Source organism: [Empedobacter] haloabium, from assembly GCA_008011715.2.
Taxonomy (GTDB): domain Bacteria; phylum Pseudomonadota; class Gammaproteobacteria; order Burkholderiales; family Burkholderiaceae_D; genus Rugamonas; species Rugamonas haloabia.
The window spans coordinates 3,314,457-3,329,056 of sequence record CP136508.1; the positions used below are offsets into that span (position 1 = coordinate 3,314,457).

Genomic DNA, 14,600 nt, shown 5'->3' on the forward strand with positions numbered 1-14,600 from the left:
CGCCGGCCATGGCGCGTCCGCCCCAAAAAGGATGAAACGACCGCCCTTGACCAAAACCAGGGTCAGTCCCCCCCTGGGGACAGACCCTATCTCACGCGCCGCTGGTCAGCCGCTCCACCACCGGCGCCAGCGCCGGCGGCCGGCAGCCGAAGGCGGCCAGCCGGCCCTGCGCGCCCGGCACCAGGTCGAGGTCGTACGGCAGCCGCCCCGCCACCACCCACAGGCGGTCGGCCGGCAGCGCGCCCAGCACACGCTGCTGCTCGGCCACCAGCATCGCGTTATACGTCTGCACCACGATCTGCGCGGCGTCGCGGGCGAACGCGATCGCGGCATCGGCGTCTGCGCTCGTGGGCTGGGCCGACAACGCATGTTCCGTCACGTCGAAGCCGGCCGCGCGCAGCGCGTCCAGCATCGAGCTGCGCGCCTCCTTGTTGCGGCCATTGGCCACTTCATCCACCTCGGTGCGGTCGCGCACCTCGAACGTGACCAGGGCCACCGGCAACGCACGGTCCAGCGGCCGATACGGGCCCTCGATCTTCAGCGCGCGACGCTGCACGTCCGCCGCCAGCGCCAGGGCCTGCGGCGCCATCAGTCCCGCCGGCGCGGCCGCCAGCTCGCGCCAGCCGCGCACGGCGGCGGCCTGCTTCAGGCGGCGCACGCGCGCCAGCGCCTCATCGATCCGCTGCGCGGACAGCGCGCCGGCCGCCAGCGCGGCGGCCACCGCGTCGATGGCGGCGTGCTGGCGCGCTTCGGTATGCGAGATCAGCACGATGTCCGCGCCGGCACGCAGCGTGCCCACCGCCCCGGCCTCGACGCCGATGCCGTCGGCAATCGCCCCCATCTCCAGGCAGTCGGAGATGATCACGCCGTCGTAGCCCATCTCCTCGCGCAGCAGGCCCGTCAGCACGGCGTGCGACAGGGTGGCCGGCACACCGGCATCGGGTTCGAACGCGGGGAAGGCCACGTGCGCCGTCATGATGGCATCGACGCCCTGGGCGATGGCGGCGCGGAACGGCGCCAGCTCGACGTCGCGCAGCCGTTGCTGGTCGTGCGCCACCAGCGCCATCGCATGATGCGAATCCACCGCCGTGTCGCCGTGGCCGGGGAAGTGCTTGGCGGTGACGATCACGCCGGCCTGCCGCAGGCCGTCGATGGCGGCGCCGCCGTATTCGATCACGGTGGCGGCATCCTCGCCGAAGGCGCGCACGCCGATGACGGGGTTGCTGCGGTTGTTGTTCACGTCCAGCACCGGCGCCAGCAGCATGTTGACGCCGATGCGGCGCATCTCGTCGCCGCTGATGCGGTGCAGCGCGCGGCAGTCGTCGCTCGATCCGGCCGCCTGGAACGCCATCGGCGCCGGCATCGGTGTCACGCCCTGCTCGATGCGCATCACCATGCCGCCTTCCTGGTCCAGCGCGATCAGCAGCGGCTCGTCCGACACCTCCGCGTTGATTTCCTGCAGCCGGCGGCACAGGGTCGCCACCTGGCCGGGGGTGTGCACGTTACGGCGGAACAGGATCACGCCGCCCACGCGGCGTTCGCGGATCAGCCGCTCGATGGCGGCATCGGGCTCCAGGCCGTCGAAGCCCACCATGAACAATTGTCCGATTTCGCGGTTCACGCCACCCTGCCCTGAATTCTGCACTGCCATATCTTCCTCTCGTTGATCAAAACTGCCCGCGCCAGGACGTCAATCCCAGCAGCCGCTCGCCCAGCGGCGTCAATTGTGCCGTATCGTACCGCGTGCGCTCGATCCCGCGCGCGTCGCCATGCAGGCTGTAGCCCTGCGGTGCCAACCGCTCGCGCCAGCAGCGCACGCGCCATTCGCGCGCGGCGGCGTCGTCCTCCCGCGCCGGCAGCATCGCGATGTACTGCGCGATGCGCGCCTTGTTGCGCGACACGTTCTGCCGGATGCCGTGGCACAGCCGGCTGTTAAAGATCAGCAGGTCGCCCTTCGCCAGCGGCACGCGCTCGACCGGCAGGCCGGCCACGTCCGGGCGGTACCAGTCGAAATCGGCCGGTTGGCGCGCGCGCCAGGCCGGGTAGTCGCGGAACAGCTGCGGGATGCAGCTGAAACCGCCCACTTCCGGGTCGAGCTGGTCGCTGATCGACAGCACGCCCTGCACGCTGTCGGCGGCACCGTCCGGATCGTAATCGTAGTGCATGAAGCCCTTGAATGCGAAGCCCGGCTCGGGCGGCAGGTTCAGGTTGACGCGGTCGATCGACACCCACAGCTCGGGCGTGCCCCAGAGGTCGGCGAACGCGCCATGCACGCGCGGCGACTGCCGGGCATCCCATAATAGCTGGTGATGATACAGCTCCACCATGCCGGCGTTGTAGCTCAGTTCCGTGCGGCGCAGCTTGACCTTCTCCGGGGGGGACCAGGTGGTCGGGTCGGCCGGGTCCATCTCCTCGAACCGCCAGATCAGTGCCTCGATGCGCTCGACGGTGGCGCGCGGCACGGCGTCGCGTACGACCACGTAGCCGTTCTCGGTCCAGTGGCGCCAGTCCGCTTCGCTCAGCACGCGCAACGCGCGTTCGCCGCGCGCGGCCAGCCGGGGTACGCCGGCGCTGACGGTGGACGGATTGCGCGCGCCGATACTGTGCTTGCCGATGGTGTCGATGGTGTCGTTCATGGTGCCTCCTGCGGCAACGGCCGCGTCATGAAATGCAGCCGGTCGAAAAACAGTTCCCAGGCGCGGTCGAACGTGCCGACGGTGGCAAAGCCGCGGCGCGCGTACAGCGGCAGCGCGGCGCTGGTTTGCCATACCGTCAGCCCGAGCGCACTGCAGCCGGCAACGCGTGCCACCCGGTGCGCGTCCGTCAGCAGCTCGTCCAGCAAACCGCGCCCCCGCCAGGCCGGTTCGATCGCCAGGCTGGCGACGAACAACTGATCCGGTGCGGCATGGGCAGCCACGAAGGCCTCGTAGGCCGCGTCCATCGCCCGCACCTCGTCCCGATAGTAATTGACGGCCGGCGCGGCCGCATACTGCGCCAGCGTGGCCGCGTTGTAGAAGCCGGCGAAGCGCCCCGCCACGTACAGCGCGCGGATGTGGCGCAGCCAGGGCTCGACGTTCTGGCGCCGCTGCAGCGCGCGCAACGGCAGGCCCAGGCGGTTGCCGGCCGAGCAGTATTCCAGGTAGCTGGTCTCGAACAGCAGTGCCGCCATGCGGTCCAGGTCGCGCTCGGGGACCTCGGTGCCGGCCACGAACACCAGCGGTGCGCGCGCGTCATTCATGGGCCGACAGCTCCCTGCCGCGCGCACGCGGCGCCGGCGCGGCCAGTGCGCCGCGCACCGGCGCCCAGAAGCCGCCGCGCGCGATGCGGGCATCGTTGCGGGCCAGCAGGTAGGCGGCGAACAGCCGGTTGACGCGGTCCAGCGCCGGGTCGCCCGACAGGAACGAGTAGTAGTTGCAGCTGTCGGGCTGGGCGCGCAGCTGCGGCGCATAGGCCGGCGGCGGCACCTCGCTGATCCAGGCCAGTTCGACCAGCCGTTCCAGCAGCAGCGGCTGCGCCAACTGCCAGTCGTGGCCGGCCAGCGTGGCCACGGCGTGCTCGTAGGCCCGCTGCTCGGCCGCCGACAGCGGCAGCGGCACACCGCTGTCGCCGTCGACGCGCAGCCGCATGCCCGCCACGCCGGCGACCACGCGTTCCGGCCGCGCGTCCGCCAGCACGGCGTAGTCCTGCATCATGTCGTGGCAGGCCAGCAAGGTCCGGCCCACGTGCTGGCGCCAGCGATAATAGGTGGCCTGCTGCAGCGCGCGCGGCGCCAGGTCCGACAGCGCCGCCAGCGCGTCCGTCATCTCGGCCGCCAGCGCCGTCACGGCCGGGTCCCCGCGGCGCGCGACCAGGAAGCCGTTCTCGTCGCGCACGAGATTGAGCCAGGAGACGTGGGTGGCGCGCACCTGGCCGGCCTCGCTGGCGAAGGCGACGTAGTCCGGCACTTCCGGCCGCGCCAGGAACACGGTGGCGGCGCGGTAGGGCATCGTGTCCGCATCCAGGTAGACGCCGCCCCACTCGCGCAGGAGCAGGATGCGCAGGTAGTCGGACAGGTTGACGTAGCAGCCCTCCTCGTGCATCCGCACCAGCCGCCCGGCCAGCGCCGGCACGTGGCGGGCGATGAAAGGCACCAGCTCGCGCACCTCGAGCAACCGACCGCCGATGGTGTAATGGTGCTTGCCGTCGCTCCCTGGCCGAAACAGCGGATCGCCGGCCAGCTGGGCGGCATCCCATACCCACAACAGCGCACGATAGCCGGCGCCGGGCGGCAGGTCCACCTCGTCCAGTGCCGCGCCCCACTGGCAGACGGCCTGGCGTACGCCATCCGGCACGGGCCCGCCCATCCAGATACGGTGCAGCACCAGCTCGGCGGGCGCCAGCGCGCGGCTGGGCAAGGCCAGCAGCGACGACACGCGGCGCGCATCGAAGCGGTCGAAATGCACTCGCACGTGCGAGCGCAGCGCCGCCAGCCGGTGGCGCCAGCCCTGCCGCTGCAGGCGCAGGCGCTCGACGTGCGCGGGCCGCACGCCGTCGTGCTGGCTGGCCAGCAGCTCCCACTGGCGGCAGGCCAGGAACTCGGCCTTCAGCTCGCGCACCTGGATTTCGTAGTCGATATCGAACGTCATGCGGATGCTCCGGTTCAGGCGGCGACGGGCAGCGCGGCGCGCTGGCGCGCATCATGGCCGCGTGCGATATGGAACAGGCCCGCGCAGACTGCCAGCGCGACCGGCACGCCGCACCAGGCATAGGCCTGCAGCGCGTAGTCGTAGCGCTCGCAGATGGCGTTGTACAGCTCCAGGCCGGCGGCGATGTACAGGCAGTACAGCAGGCTCATGGCGGCCGACGTCAGGCTCATCGACTGGCCGGTGGCCGTCAGGGCGATCCGGACCAGGGCGCCGTTGAACAGGCCGAAGCCGGCCGAGAACACGAACATGCAGGCGATGAAGAGCTGCGGCTGGCTTGCCGCGAAGCCGGCGCCGCCCAGCCCGGCCAACGCCAGCACGCCGCCCTGGCGCAGCAGCCGGCCCAGCGACAGCTCGCCGCCCATGCGCTGGATCGCGAACGTGCTGAGGACGAAGCCGACGAAGATGGCGCACTGCCAGGCGATATAGGTGCCGTAGCTGGCGCCGCCATGCTGCAGCAGGATGGCCGGCGACAGCCCGATCCAGGCCGTCAGCGGCGTGATCGCCAGTCCCGCCACCAGGATGCCCAGCATGAAGGTGCGGTTGGTGAAGATAGCGCGGTAGCTGGCCAGCGGGCGTGGCGGCGCGCTCGTCTTCGCCGCCGGCCGTCCCGCCGGCATCGTGCGCAGGAGTCCCAGCCAGGCCACGCCGCCCAGCACGAAGGCGGTGACGAACACGGCGCGCCAGTCCGTCAGCGCGATGATGGCGCTGCCGGCGACCGGGCCGATCAGCGGTGCGAACACCGTCGTATTGCCCATCAAGGTAGTCAGCTTGACGGCGCGGGTATCGTCGAACAGTTCGTGCACCGCCGCGTAGCCGATGAAGATGAAGCACGAGCCCATGCCCTGGAAGAAGCGGATCGTCAGGAACTGCGTGGCCGACTGGGCCAGCGGTACCAGCCCGGTGGCCAGCAGGAAGAAGGCGGCGCCGCCCAGCATGACGCCGCGCTTGCCGATGCGGTCTGCAAGTGGTCCTAGCAGGATCTGGAGGCTGCAGCCGCCCAGGATGTACAGGCTGAGCGACAGGCCGATATAGCGGCTGGGGCCACCGAACTCCGCCATCACCTGGGGCATGCCGGGCATGATCATGTCGTTGGTCAGGTAGACCGTCAGTTCATACAGCAGGAAAAACCCCGCGAACCACCACAGACGCTGCATTCGATTCCCCCGTCAGGTACGACACGCCAGGCCGGCTGGCGCGCAACCGGTATTGGATTGGCATGTATACTAGATCAAGTGGAGTTGAATTGGTATCTTTTTTCTGCGGCCTTCCTGTGAGGAAATCGCCACGATTGTCCGGTCGTGCTTGACTGTTCCTCGGAGGAACCCTGGGGTCGGACCCAGCGGGTCCGACCCCAGCTGTTCGACCGCCGCCGTATTTCCGAGCTGAACCGTGCGGCCGAATTGCCGCCGCGCTTGCTACCCTGCCGATGAGCAAAAGAAGGAGGCAAGATGAAATTCACCAGTCAATTCGCATTCCTGCGCGCTATCGAACTGGACAACTGGCTGACCGCCGGTGCCGTCACCGTCGTCGCGTTCCTGCTGATGCACGCGCTGATCCGCTGGTCGCGCCGGCGCATCGCCCGGCTGGCCGAGGCGGGCAAGGCCGACCGCCCCTATGCCGAAGTCCTGGCGGCCACGCTGGGCCGCACCAGCATGGTGGCCGTCACGCTGACGGCCCTGTTGATCGGCCTGACGGTGCTGGACCTGCCGGCGCCGTGGGACCTGCGCGTGCGCCACCTGTGGTTCATCACGCTGGGCGCGCAGCTGGCCCTCTACATCGACCATGCCTTGTCGGTCTCGGCCAAGCGCTACTTCCGCACCCATGCGAAGGACCCGGATGCGCCGGCGACCGTCGCCCACACGCTGGTCAGCTGGGCCATGAAGACCGTGCTGTGGACCGTGTTCCTGCTGGCCGTGCTGGCCAACCTGGGTATCAATATCTCCGCCTTCGTGGCGAGCCTGGGCATCGGCGGCGTGGCCGTGGCGCTGGCCGTGCAGAACATCCTGGGCGACCTGTTCGCGTCGTTGTCGATCGCGGTGGACAAGCCGTTCGAGGTGGGCGACGCGATCGTCGTCAACGGCGTTTCCGGCGCGGTCGAGAAGGTCGGCCTGAAGACGACGCGCATCCGCGCCGACAGCGGCGAGCAGGTCGTCATCGCCAACGCCGACCTGCTGAAGAACACGGTGCGCAACTACAAGCGCATGGCCAACCGGCGCGTGGCGTTCTCGCTGCTGTTCGACCCGGCCACGCCGGTGGCGGTGGCGCGCGAGCTGCCGGCACGGCTGCGCGCGATCGTCGAGCGCCAGCCATCCGTGCGCTTCGACCGCGCCCACCTGAAGAACGTGACGCAGGACGCGCTCGAGTTCGAGGTGGTCTACTTCGTGCTGGTGCCCTCGTACGGCACCTTCATGGACACGCAGCAGCAGGTGCTGCTCGGCGCCCTGGAGCTGATGGAGGAACTGGGCGTGGGCAATGTGCGGCCGGTGCAGCGGGTGGCGGTGGACATGGCGCAGGGCCTGCGCGTGGTGGGCGACGATGACGAAGAGGAGGAGGCGCCCGCCGCGCGCGTGGGCGGCGGACGCTCCTGATGAGCTACTCGCCGAACTGCGCGACGATCAGCTCGCGCAGCCAGGCATTGCCGGGGTCCTGGCCGAAGCGCCGGTGCCAGAACACATTGGTCTGCAAGGTCGGCAGCACCAGTGGCGGTTCGATCCACGTAAGGCCGAACGGCGCCGCGGCCCGTTCGGCCAGCTTCTGCGGTACCGTCACCACCAGGTCGCCCGCGCCGACAATGTAGGGCACCGCCGTGAAGTGCGGCACGCCGGCCGCCGCCACGATGCCCGCTTTCGCCAGCAGCGCGTTGACCCGGTCGTACGGACTGTCCAGCGCTTCGACGATCAGGTGCGCCGCGGCGCTGAATCGCTCCAGGTCCATCGGCCCGGCGGCGAGCGGATGACCGGCGCGCAGCATCGTCACGAAGCGCTGGCGGAACAGCTGGCGCTGGAACAGCGCTTCCGACATGTCGTCGAACGCGCCGATGGCGAGATCGACCCGCCCGGTTTCCATCTCTTCCTTCAGCGCGATGCTGCCGGCCCGCACGGAGCGCACCCGCACGCCCGGCGCCAACTGGCGGCAGCGCTCGATCAGCACAGGCATGAAATAGACTTCGCCCACGTCCGTCAGCGCGATGGTGAAGCGGCGTGTGCTGGTGGCGGGATCGAAGCCGCTGCGGTAGTTCAGCGCCTGCGCCACGCTCGCCAGCGCAGCACCGATCGGTTCGGCTACCTGCTCGGCGAACGGGGTCGGCTGCATGCCCTGGGCCGTGCGGACGAACAGTTCGTCGTCGAACACGCGGCGCAGCCGCGCCAGCGCATTGCTGACCGCCGATTGCGTCAGGCCCAGGCGACGCGCCGCCGCCGAAATCTGCCGTTCGCGGTAGACGTGCTGGAACACCGCCAGCAGGTTCAGGTCGATGTCCATCGGCCATCCTATTTATTCACCAGGTGAATAGTCTACATTTAACTATTGATCTCGTAAAATATTATCGGACGGTCTACAGTGCTGGGACATCCCGCACAGGAGACACCAGATGACGCACAACACCAGCCTGCCGGCCGGCTACCAGGTCGGCTTCGGCAATGAGTTCGCCACCGAGGCGCTGCCGGGCGCCCTGCCGGCGCACCGCAACTCGCCGCAGCGCGCGCCCTACGGCCTGTATGCCGAGCAGATCTCCGGCACGGCGTTTACCGCCCCGCGCAGCCACAACCGCCGCTCCTGGCTGTACCGCATCCGCCCGGCCGCCCAGCACGGCGAATTCGAGCGCATCGACAACGGCCGCATCGTCAGCAGCTTCACCAACGCGGCCCCGCCGAACCAGCTGCGCTGGGACCCGTTGCCGGTGCCAAGCGCGCCGACCGATTTCATCGACGGCTGGGTGACCATGGCCGGCAACGGTTCGCCCGAGGCGATGACGGGCTGCGCGATCCATCTGTATGCCGCCAACCGGTCGATGCAGGATCGCTATTTCTACGACGCGGACGGCGAGCTGCTGATCGTGCCCCAGCAGGGCCGCCTGACCCTGCGCACGGAACTGGGCACGCTCGACATCGAGCCGCAGCAGATCGCCGTGATTCCGCGCGGCGTGCGCTTCACGGTGGACCTGCCGGACGGCAGCGCGCGCGGTTACATCTGCGAGAATTTTGGCGCCCTGCTGCAGCTGCCCGATCTGGGCCCGATCGGCTCGAACGGCCTGGCCAATCCGCGCGACTTCGAGACGCCCGTGGCCTGCTACGAGGAGCGCGAAGGCAAGTTCACGCTGGTGGCGAAGTTCTGCGGCAACCTGTGGCAGGCGCCGATCGGCCATTCGCCGCTGGACGTCGTCGCCTGGCACGGCAACTACGCGCCGTACCGCTATGACCTGCGCCACTTCAACACGATCGGTTCGATCAGCTACGACCACCCGGACCCGTCGATCTTCCTGGTGCTGCAGGCACCGTCGGACACGCCGGGCGTGGACACGCTGGACTTCGTCATCTTCCCGCCGCGCTGGCTGGCCGGCGAGGACACCTTCCGCCCGCCCTGGTTCCACCGCAACGTGGCCAGCGAGTTCATGGGCTTGATCCACGGCGCCTACGACGCCAAGGAAGGCGGCGGCTTCGTGCCGGGCGGCGCCAGCCTGCACAACTGCATGAGCGGCCATGGCCCGGACGCGGCCACCTTCGACAAGGCCAGCGCGAGCGACACCACCAAGCCAGTCAAGGTGGCCGACACGATGGCGTTCATGTTCGAGACCCGCAATGTGATCGTGCCGACCGAGCAGGCACTGGCCAGCGGGCAGCGCCAGCGCGACTACCAGCAGTGCTGGGCCGGCATCCGCAAGCACTTCGACGGCGGCCGCTAATCGCTCAAGGGCCGTCTTCCGGCTGCGCGCTCGGGCGGGCCGGCGGGTTCGGCTTGTGCTGGGGGATGCGCACGACGAACTCGCTGCCCTTGCCGGCACCGGCGCTGCGCACTTCCACGGTGCCCTGGTGCAGACTGACGATCTCCTTCACCAGCGCCAGCCCGATGCCCAGCCCGGCGCCGCGGCCGCTGAAGGCGTCGCCGGCCTGCGTGAACACCTCGAAGATGCGCGGCAGCAGGTCGGCCGTGATGCCGCGGCCGTCGTCGCGCATCGTCAGCACCACGTGGGTCTGGTCCACGGTCGCCGTCAGCCAGGCGTTGCCGCCGCGCTGGGTAAACTTGATGGCGTTGTTGCACAGGTTGACGACGACCTGCTGCAGCCGCCCCGCATCGGCCTCAAGGTAGATCGGCACCGTCGGCGCCACCAGGTGCAGCGCCACACCGCGCATGGTGGCGGCCTCGCGGCAGCTCTCGAGCGCCTCGCGCAGGAAGGCCCGCAGCTCGACGATCCCGTATTCGATGGCCAGCTTGCCCTTGTGGACCCGGGTCAGGTCGACCAGATCCTCGACCAGGCGTTCCAGGCACTCCAGCTGGCGACCCATCACGCGCAGCGGCTCGGCCAGCCGGCCCGTCTCGTCGCCGTGGCGCTGCAGCAGTTGCACCGACATCTTCAGCGGCGAGAGCGGATTGCGCATTTCATGCACGATGGTGGCCAGGAAGCGTTCCCGCTCCTGCTGCGTCTGTTCGTGCTCGTGCAGCAGGTTTTCCAGCGTCTTGGCGCGCCCGCGCAAGTGGGTGGCGTCGCGAAACACCTTGACGAAGGCGGATTCGCCCGGCTGCGTCGTCGCCCGCAGCGGCAGCGTCAGGCCACTGGACCAGAAACGGGTGCCGTCCTTGCGCAGGTGCCAGCGCTCGTCCTCCGCCACGCCGACCACCATGGCGGCGCTGGCCTCGTGTTCGTCCAGCTTGCGGGCCCGGTCTTCCGGCGTGAACAGCAGGGCCGTGGGCTGGCCCAGCGCTTCGCGCCCGGTCCAGCCGGTGATCGCGTAGGCGCCGCAGCTCCACCCGGTGATACGGCGCTGCGCATCGAAGAAGAGGACGCCGAAGTGGCGCGTGGCGCCCGTCATCAGCGCGCCGAACGCGGCGACATCCGCGTCGTTCCATGAACCATGCTCTGCCTGTGCCATGCAATCCCCATGAAGCCAACTGGTTTGGATTCTAGCGGTGAAAGGGGCGCCGCCGCGCTACGATACGCGGTTCTGCGAGTTGATAACGATTATCATTTACGGCATGATGCGACCTTTTGCACTCCTTCAGGCCATCATGCACCACCTCGCCCTGCCCCGCCAAGCCGTCGCGCTGGCCCTGTCCCTCGCGTTTCCCGTCGTGGCCCTGGCCCAAGCCGACGATACCGGGTTTCAAGCCGTGCGCGTCACGGCCGCCAAAGCCCAGGGCTTCATGCCCAATACCGTCGAAGCGGGCACGTTCCGCGGTGGCGACATCCTCGACGTGCCCGCCACCGTCAACGTTATCACACGCGAGGTGCTCGAGCTGCAGGCGGCGGCCGGGCTGTACGACGCGGTGCGCAACACCGCCGGCGTCACACGCCAGCAGAACGGCGGCGAGACCTGGGACCAGCTGGTGATCCGCGGCATCGCCGTCGAGAACCGCACCAACTACCGCCTGAACGGCACGCTGCCCATCATGAACTTCGCCCAGGTGGCGATGGAAAACAAGGAGCGCGTCGAAGTGCTGAAGGGTGCCACGGCGCTGTACTACGGCTTCACGTCGCCGGCCGGTGTGGTCAACTTCGTCACCAAACGCGCCGGCGCCAGGCCGGTCACCAGTACGGCCCTCGCGGTCGACGCGAACGGCAGCGCGGTGGCCAGCGTGGACGTGGCGCGCCGCTTCGGCGCCGCCGGCCAGGTCGGCGTGCGCGTCAACGCGGCCGGCGGTACCCTGGGCTCGCACATGGACGGCATCGGCCATGGCAACCGCGCCTTCGCGGCCGTCGCGCTGGACTGGACGGCCAGCCCGCGCCTGCGCCTCAAGGCGGACGTGGAGTACCAGCGCCGCCGCGTCACCGAGCAGGCCGGCGTGATGCTGCCGGCGGCCGTGGCGGGCGTCATCGCGCTGCCGCACGCGGTCGATGCGCGTCGCGCCGTCGGCCCGGACTGGGCGCTGTTCGCCACCGAGTCCGCCAACCTGCAGCTGCGCGCCGATTATGCCCTAGGCGACGACTGGGTGCTGACCGTCGAAGGCGGCCATGCCGAGACGCGGCGCGAGCGCAACCTGGCCATCTTCCGCTTCGCCAGCGCGGCTGCCCTGGCGACGGGCGCCGGCCGCATCGCCGGCAACAGCCAGCACCTGGACGTCGATGCGGACATGCTGCGCGCCGAATTGGCCGGCACCGTCGCGACCGGCCCGCTGCGGCACGACGTCACCTTTGGCCTGACCCGTACCGACAAGGGCCAGGCACCGGTCTACCAAGCCACCTACACGATCCCTTCGCAAAACCTGTACGATCCGCGGCCGGTATCGCACGTGCCCGGCACCGTCATCGGCGCGGCGCCGGCGGCGCCCACGACGGCGGCGCTGGACAGCCGGGACAACGGCGCCTACCTGGTCGACCGCATCGCGCTCGCGCCGCAGTGGCGGCTGGTAGCAGGCCTGCGCGCCGCGCGCTTCCAGAGCGACCAGGGCGGCCGGCGCTACCGGGTCGGCCGCACCACGCCGCTGGCGGCGCTGGTGTGGCGCCCTGCCGCCGACGTGTCGCTGTACGCCTCCGCGGCGCAGGGGCTGGAGGAAGGCGAAACGGCGCCCACCGGTAGTGCCAACCAGGGCGAGCGGCTGGCGCCGGGCGTCAGCCGGCAAAAGGAAGTGGGCGTACGCTGGCGCGCGCCGGTCGGCACTTTGCTGCAGGCGGCACTGTTCGACATCGACCGCCCCGGTTACTACACCAATGCCGCCAATGTGTTCACGGCCGATGGCGCGCAGCGCTACCGCGGGCTGGAGGCTTCCGCGCAAGGCCGGATCACGCCGCGGCTGGCCTGGCAGTTGTCCGGCCAGCTGATCGACGCCGAGTTCCAGGATGTCGGCGCGGCCTACGATGGCAAGCTGCCGGAGAACACGGCGCGACGCACGGCCAGCGCGTTCGTATCGTACGAGGTCGGCGCCGGGCTGTCCGTCAACGGCGGCGCGTATTACACCGGGCGTCGCCCCGTCAACGACCTGGACCAGGCCTTCCTGGGCGGCACCACGCTGTTCACCCTGGGCGCGCGCTATGCGGCGCCGCTGGCGGGCCGCCACGTCACCTGGCAGCTGAACGTCGACAACGCGGCCGACAAGCGCTACTGGGCCGGCGCCGGCACGCGGCTGGCGGCCGGACTGCCGCGCAGCGTCAAGCTGACGGCGAAGGTGGACTGGTAGCGTCCTGCGCGGACAGCGGCGCGCCGATCGCATAGTAATGGCCGCCGGCCACGTGGTGCAGGCTGCGCCACTCCGGCCCGGCTTCCTCGAAGCGCCAGTGGCCGTTCGCAAAGACGCGCGTATCCGCCCATGCCGCTTCCACTTCGCCGATGAACAGATCGTAGGCCTGCTGGTTGTGCGGCTCCGGCACCAGGCGGCAGGCCAGCCAGGCGGCGCAGCCCGCGACCAGCGGGGTCGGCTCGGCATCCTGCTGGAACAGCGTGACGCCGCAGCGGCGCAGCTTGTCGGCATCGTCGGCCAGGCTGGTGTTGCCCACCGCCTGGGTCAGTGCCAGCTGGCGCACCGTGGGGACCTGCAGCACGAAGCGGCCGCTGGCCTCGACCAGCGCGCGCGTGCGCGTGCTCTTGTCCAGCACCACGGTGACCTTGGGCGGGGCGAAATCGAGGGCGCAGGCCCAGGCGGCGGCCATCACGTTGGCGACGCCGCCGTGGCTGGCCGACACCAGCACGGTGGGGCCATGGTTGATCAGGCGGTAGGCCTTGGCCAGTTCGACCGGCGCAATGTGAGATGTCAGCGGGGTTGTCATGGCGCGATTATAGCGGCGACAATAGCTTATCGAGGCAGCCGGCGGAGGACGATTTGCAGATCCTGGAAGCGTATTGCGAGGAACTGGGCGAGGTGGTCGACATCTACGCGGCCCAGCGCGCCTACTTCGCGCAGCCGGCAGGCAGGCGGCGGCGCTTCACGTTCCGCTGTTCCGACCCGGCGTGCCGCGTGGCGCGCAACCCCTTGGTGTCCGGCGTCGGCTACGACAAGCTGGCCGAGGAAGGCGAGAAATTCCGCCAGATTCACTTTCGGGCGCCGCCCGACCATCCGCACCTGGAGAGCTGCGTCTGGGTCCGCGACGAAGCGCGGCGCGAGGCGGATACGGAGGCGGGCGGCACGCGGCGCGAACGCGCCAAGGCCACCAACGTCATCGACGTGTTCGCGCCGCGCCATGCGGACCAGCCGGTTGCCCCCGCGGCGGCAGACCAGGGCGGCGCCATGATGGCGCTGGCCCCGGCCGATGGCCCGCCGCGCGCCCGCACCGGCCAATCGCGCACCGGCCTGCTGGAGAAATTCATCGACTGCTGGGCCCAGTTCGAGGGCGAGGCGCTGAAGGAGCAGGTCGTGACGATCGAGGGCGAGCGCCTCAGCTACCGCCAGGCCGTCACGCAGGTACGCTTCATCGCCCCGAGCACGAACGGCCGCCGCATCGTCTACGGCGGCGCCCGCATCAGCCTGTGGCCGGCGGACCGGCCCAAGCGCGTCTACCTGAATTTCCTCGACGAGTGCGAACAGTTCGACGAGCACGAGGGCAGCCGCAAGCTGACGCTCGACCTGCCGCTGGCGCGCATCGAGGCCTACCCGGGCGGCGGCCTGCTGCAAAGCCGGCTGACGGAAGGCCGCTCGGGCAAGAACTACGTGCGGGTGTTCGCCTGGGGCCGGATCGTGGACAACGGCGCCAAGCCGGGCTGGCGGCTGGAGCTGGAGTCGCTGGACAACCTGGTCGTCAAGGTCATCGCCCGCGCCGGCGCATGACACCTA

Annotated in this window: 12 protein-coding genes; 4 read left to right on the forward strand and 8 right to left on the reverse strand. The window is 69.9% G+C overall.

The features are described from left to right. Positions 1–91 precede the first annotated feature (91 nt). From nagZ to E7V67_014490, 5 genes are read right to left on the reverse strand one after another with little or no spacing between them, the layout of a single operon-like run. On the reverse strand, positions 92–1,621 hold the full coding sequence (gene nagZ / locus E7V67_014470; GenBank protein WUR10927.1) for a beta-N-acetylhexosaminidase: 1,530 nt from the start codon (positions 1,619–1,621) through the stop codon (positions 92–94). 46 nt (positions 1,622–1,667) lie between these two features. Further along, positions 1,668–2,636 carry a phytanoyl-CoA dioxygenase family protein gene (locus tag E7V67_014475; protein ID WUR10928.1) on the reverse strand — a complete coding sequence of 323 codons (969 nt, stop codon included), beginning with the start codon at positions 2,634–2,636 and terminating at the stop codon, positions 1,668–1,670. Continuing rightward, complete coding sequence (locus tag E7V67_014480; GenBank protein ID WUR10929.1) at positions 2,633–3,238, reverse strand: GNAT family N-acetyltransferase; 606 nt, start codon at positions 3,236–3,238, stop codon at positions 2,633–2,635. Before E7V67_014480 ends, E7V67_014475 begins: the two co-directional genes overlap by 4 nt. Then, positions 3,231–4,625 (reverse strand): glycosyltransferase, encoded by a 1,395-nt coding sequence (locus E7V67_014485; GenBank protein ID WUR10930.1) that lies wholly within the window; start codon positions 4,623–4,625, stop codon positions 3,231–3,233. Before E7V67_014485 ends, E7V67_014480 begins: the two co-directional genes overlap by 8 nt. Positions 4,626–4,639: 14 nt before the next feature. Next, positions 4,640–5,839 carry an MFS transporter gene (locus E7V67_014490; GenBank protein ID WUR10931.1) on the reverse strand — a complete coding sequence of 400 codons (1,200 nt, stop codon included), beginning with the start codon at positions 5,837–5,839 and terminating at the stop codon, positions 4,640–4,642. A 294-nt stretch (positions 5,840–6,133) separates the two neighbouring features. On the opposite strand from E7V67_014490, the gene E7V67_014495 reads away from it, so the two are divergent. Beyond that, positions 6,134–7,273, forward strand: a complete 1,140-nt coding sequence (locus tag E7V67_014495; protein WUR10932.1) for a mechanosensitive ion channel family protein — start codon at positions 6,134–6,136, stop codon at positions 7,271–7,273. 4 nt (positions 7,274–7,277) lie between these two features. On the opposite strand, the gene E7V67_014500 is transcribed toward E7V67_014495, so the two are convergent. Beyond that, a complete protein-coding gene (locus E7V67_014500; protein WUR10933.1) occupies positions 7,278–8,165 on the reverse strand; it encodes a LysR family transcriptional regulator in 888 nt (295 codons plus the stop codon). A gap of 109 nt (positions 8,166–8,274) precedes the next feature. On the opposite strand from E7V67_014500, the gene hmgA reads away from it, so the two are divergent. Continuing rightward, a complete protein-coding gene (gene hmgA / locus E7V67_014505; GenBank protein ID WUR10934.1) occupies positions 8,275–9,585 on the forward strand; it encodes a homogentisate 1,2-dioxygenase in 1,311 nt (436 codons plus the stop codon). Positions 9,586–9,589: 4 nt separating this feature from the next. Here the strand turns inward: hmgA and E7V67_014510 are convergent, their stop codons facing one another. Then, positions 9,590–10,771 carry a PAS domain-containing sensor histidine kinase gene (locus tag E7V67_014510; protein ID WUR10935.1) on the reverse strand — a complete coding sequence of 394 codons (1,182 nt, stop codon included), beginning with the start codon at positions 10,769–10,771 and terminating at the stop codon, positions 9,590–9,592. A 136-nt stretch (positions 10,772–10,907) separates the two neighbouring features. Between E7V67_014510 and E7V67_014515 the strand changes: the two genes are divergently transcribed. After that, a complete protein-coding gene (locus tag E7V67_014515) occupies positions 10,908–13,013 on the forward strand; it encodes a TonB-dependent siderophore receptor (protein WUR10936.1) in 2,106 nt (701 codons plus the stop codon). On the opposite strand, the gene E7V67_014520 is transcribed toward E7V67_014515, so the two are convergent. Then, on the reverse strand, positions 12,985–13,587 hold the full coding sequence (locus tag E7V67_014520; protein WUR16284.1) for a flavin reductase family protein: 603 nt from the start codon (positions 13,585–13,587) through the stop codon (positions 12,985–12,987). The two genes, E7V67_014515 and E7V67_014520, sit on opposite strands and share 29 nt — an antisense overlap. A gap of 65 nt (positions 13,588–13,652) precedes the next feature. Between E7V67_014520 and E7V67_014525 the strand changes: the two genes are divergently transcribed. Beyond that, a complete protein-coding gene (locus E7V67_014525) occupies positions 13,653–14,594 on the forward strand; it encodes a hypothetical protein (protein ID WUR10937.1) in 942 nt (313 codons plus the stop codon). The last annotated feature ends 6 nt before the right edge of the window (positions 14,595–14,600 follow it).

Excerpts from the sequence above, each read along its gene's own strand:
- E7V67_014475 (WUR10928.1), bottom strand. The coding sequence starts at position 2,636 with ATGAACGACACCATCGACACCATCGGCAAGCACAGTATCGGCGCGCGC.
- E7V67_014480 (WUR10929.1), bottom strand. The coding sequence starts at position 3,238 with ATGAATGACGCGCGCGCACCGCTGGTGTTCGTGGCCGGCACCGAGGTC.
- E7V67_014485 (WUR10930.1), bottom strand. The coding sequence starts at position 4,625 with ATGACGTTCGATATCGACTACGAAATCCAGGTGCGCGAGCTGAAGGCC.
- E7V67_014490 (WUR10931.1), bottom strand. The coding sequence starts at position 5,839 with ATGCAGCGTCTGTGGTGGTTCGCGGGGTTTTTCCTGCTGTATGAACTG.
- E7V67_014495 (WUR10932.1), top strand. The coding sequence starts at position 6,134 with ATGAAATTCACCAGTCAATTCGCATTCCTGCGCGCTATCGAACTGGAC.
- E7V67_014500 (WUR10933.1), bottom strand. The coding sequence starts at position 8,165 with ATGGACATCGACCTGAACCTGCTGGCGGTGTTCCAGCACGTCTACCGC.
- hmgA (WUR10934.1), top strand. The coding sequence starts at position 8,275 with ATGACGCACAACACCAGCCTGCCGGCCGGCTACCAGGTCGGCTTCGGC.
- E7V67_014510 (WUR10935.1), bottom strand. The coding sequence starts at position 10,771 with ATGGCACAGGCAGAGCATGGTTCATGGAACGACGCGGATGTCGCCGCG.
- E7V67_014515 (WUR10936.1), top strand. The coding sequence starts at position 10,908 with ATGCACCACCTCGCCCTGCCCCGCCAAGCCGTCGCGCTGGCCCTGTCC.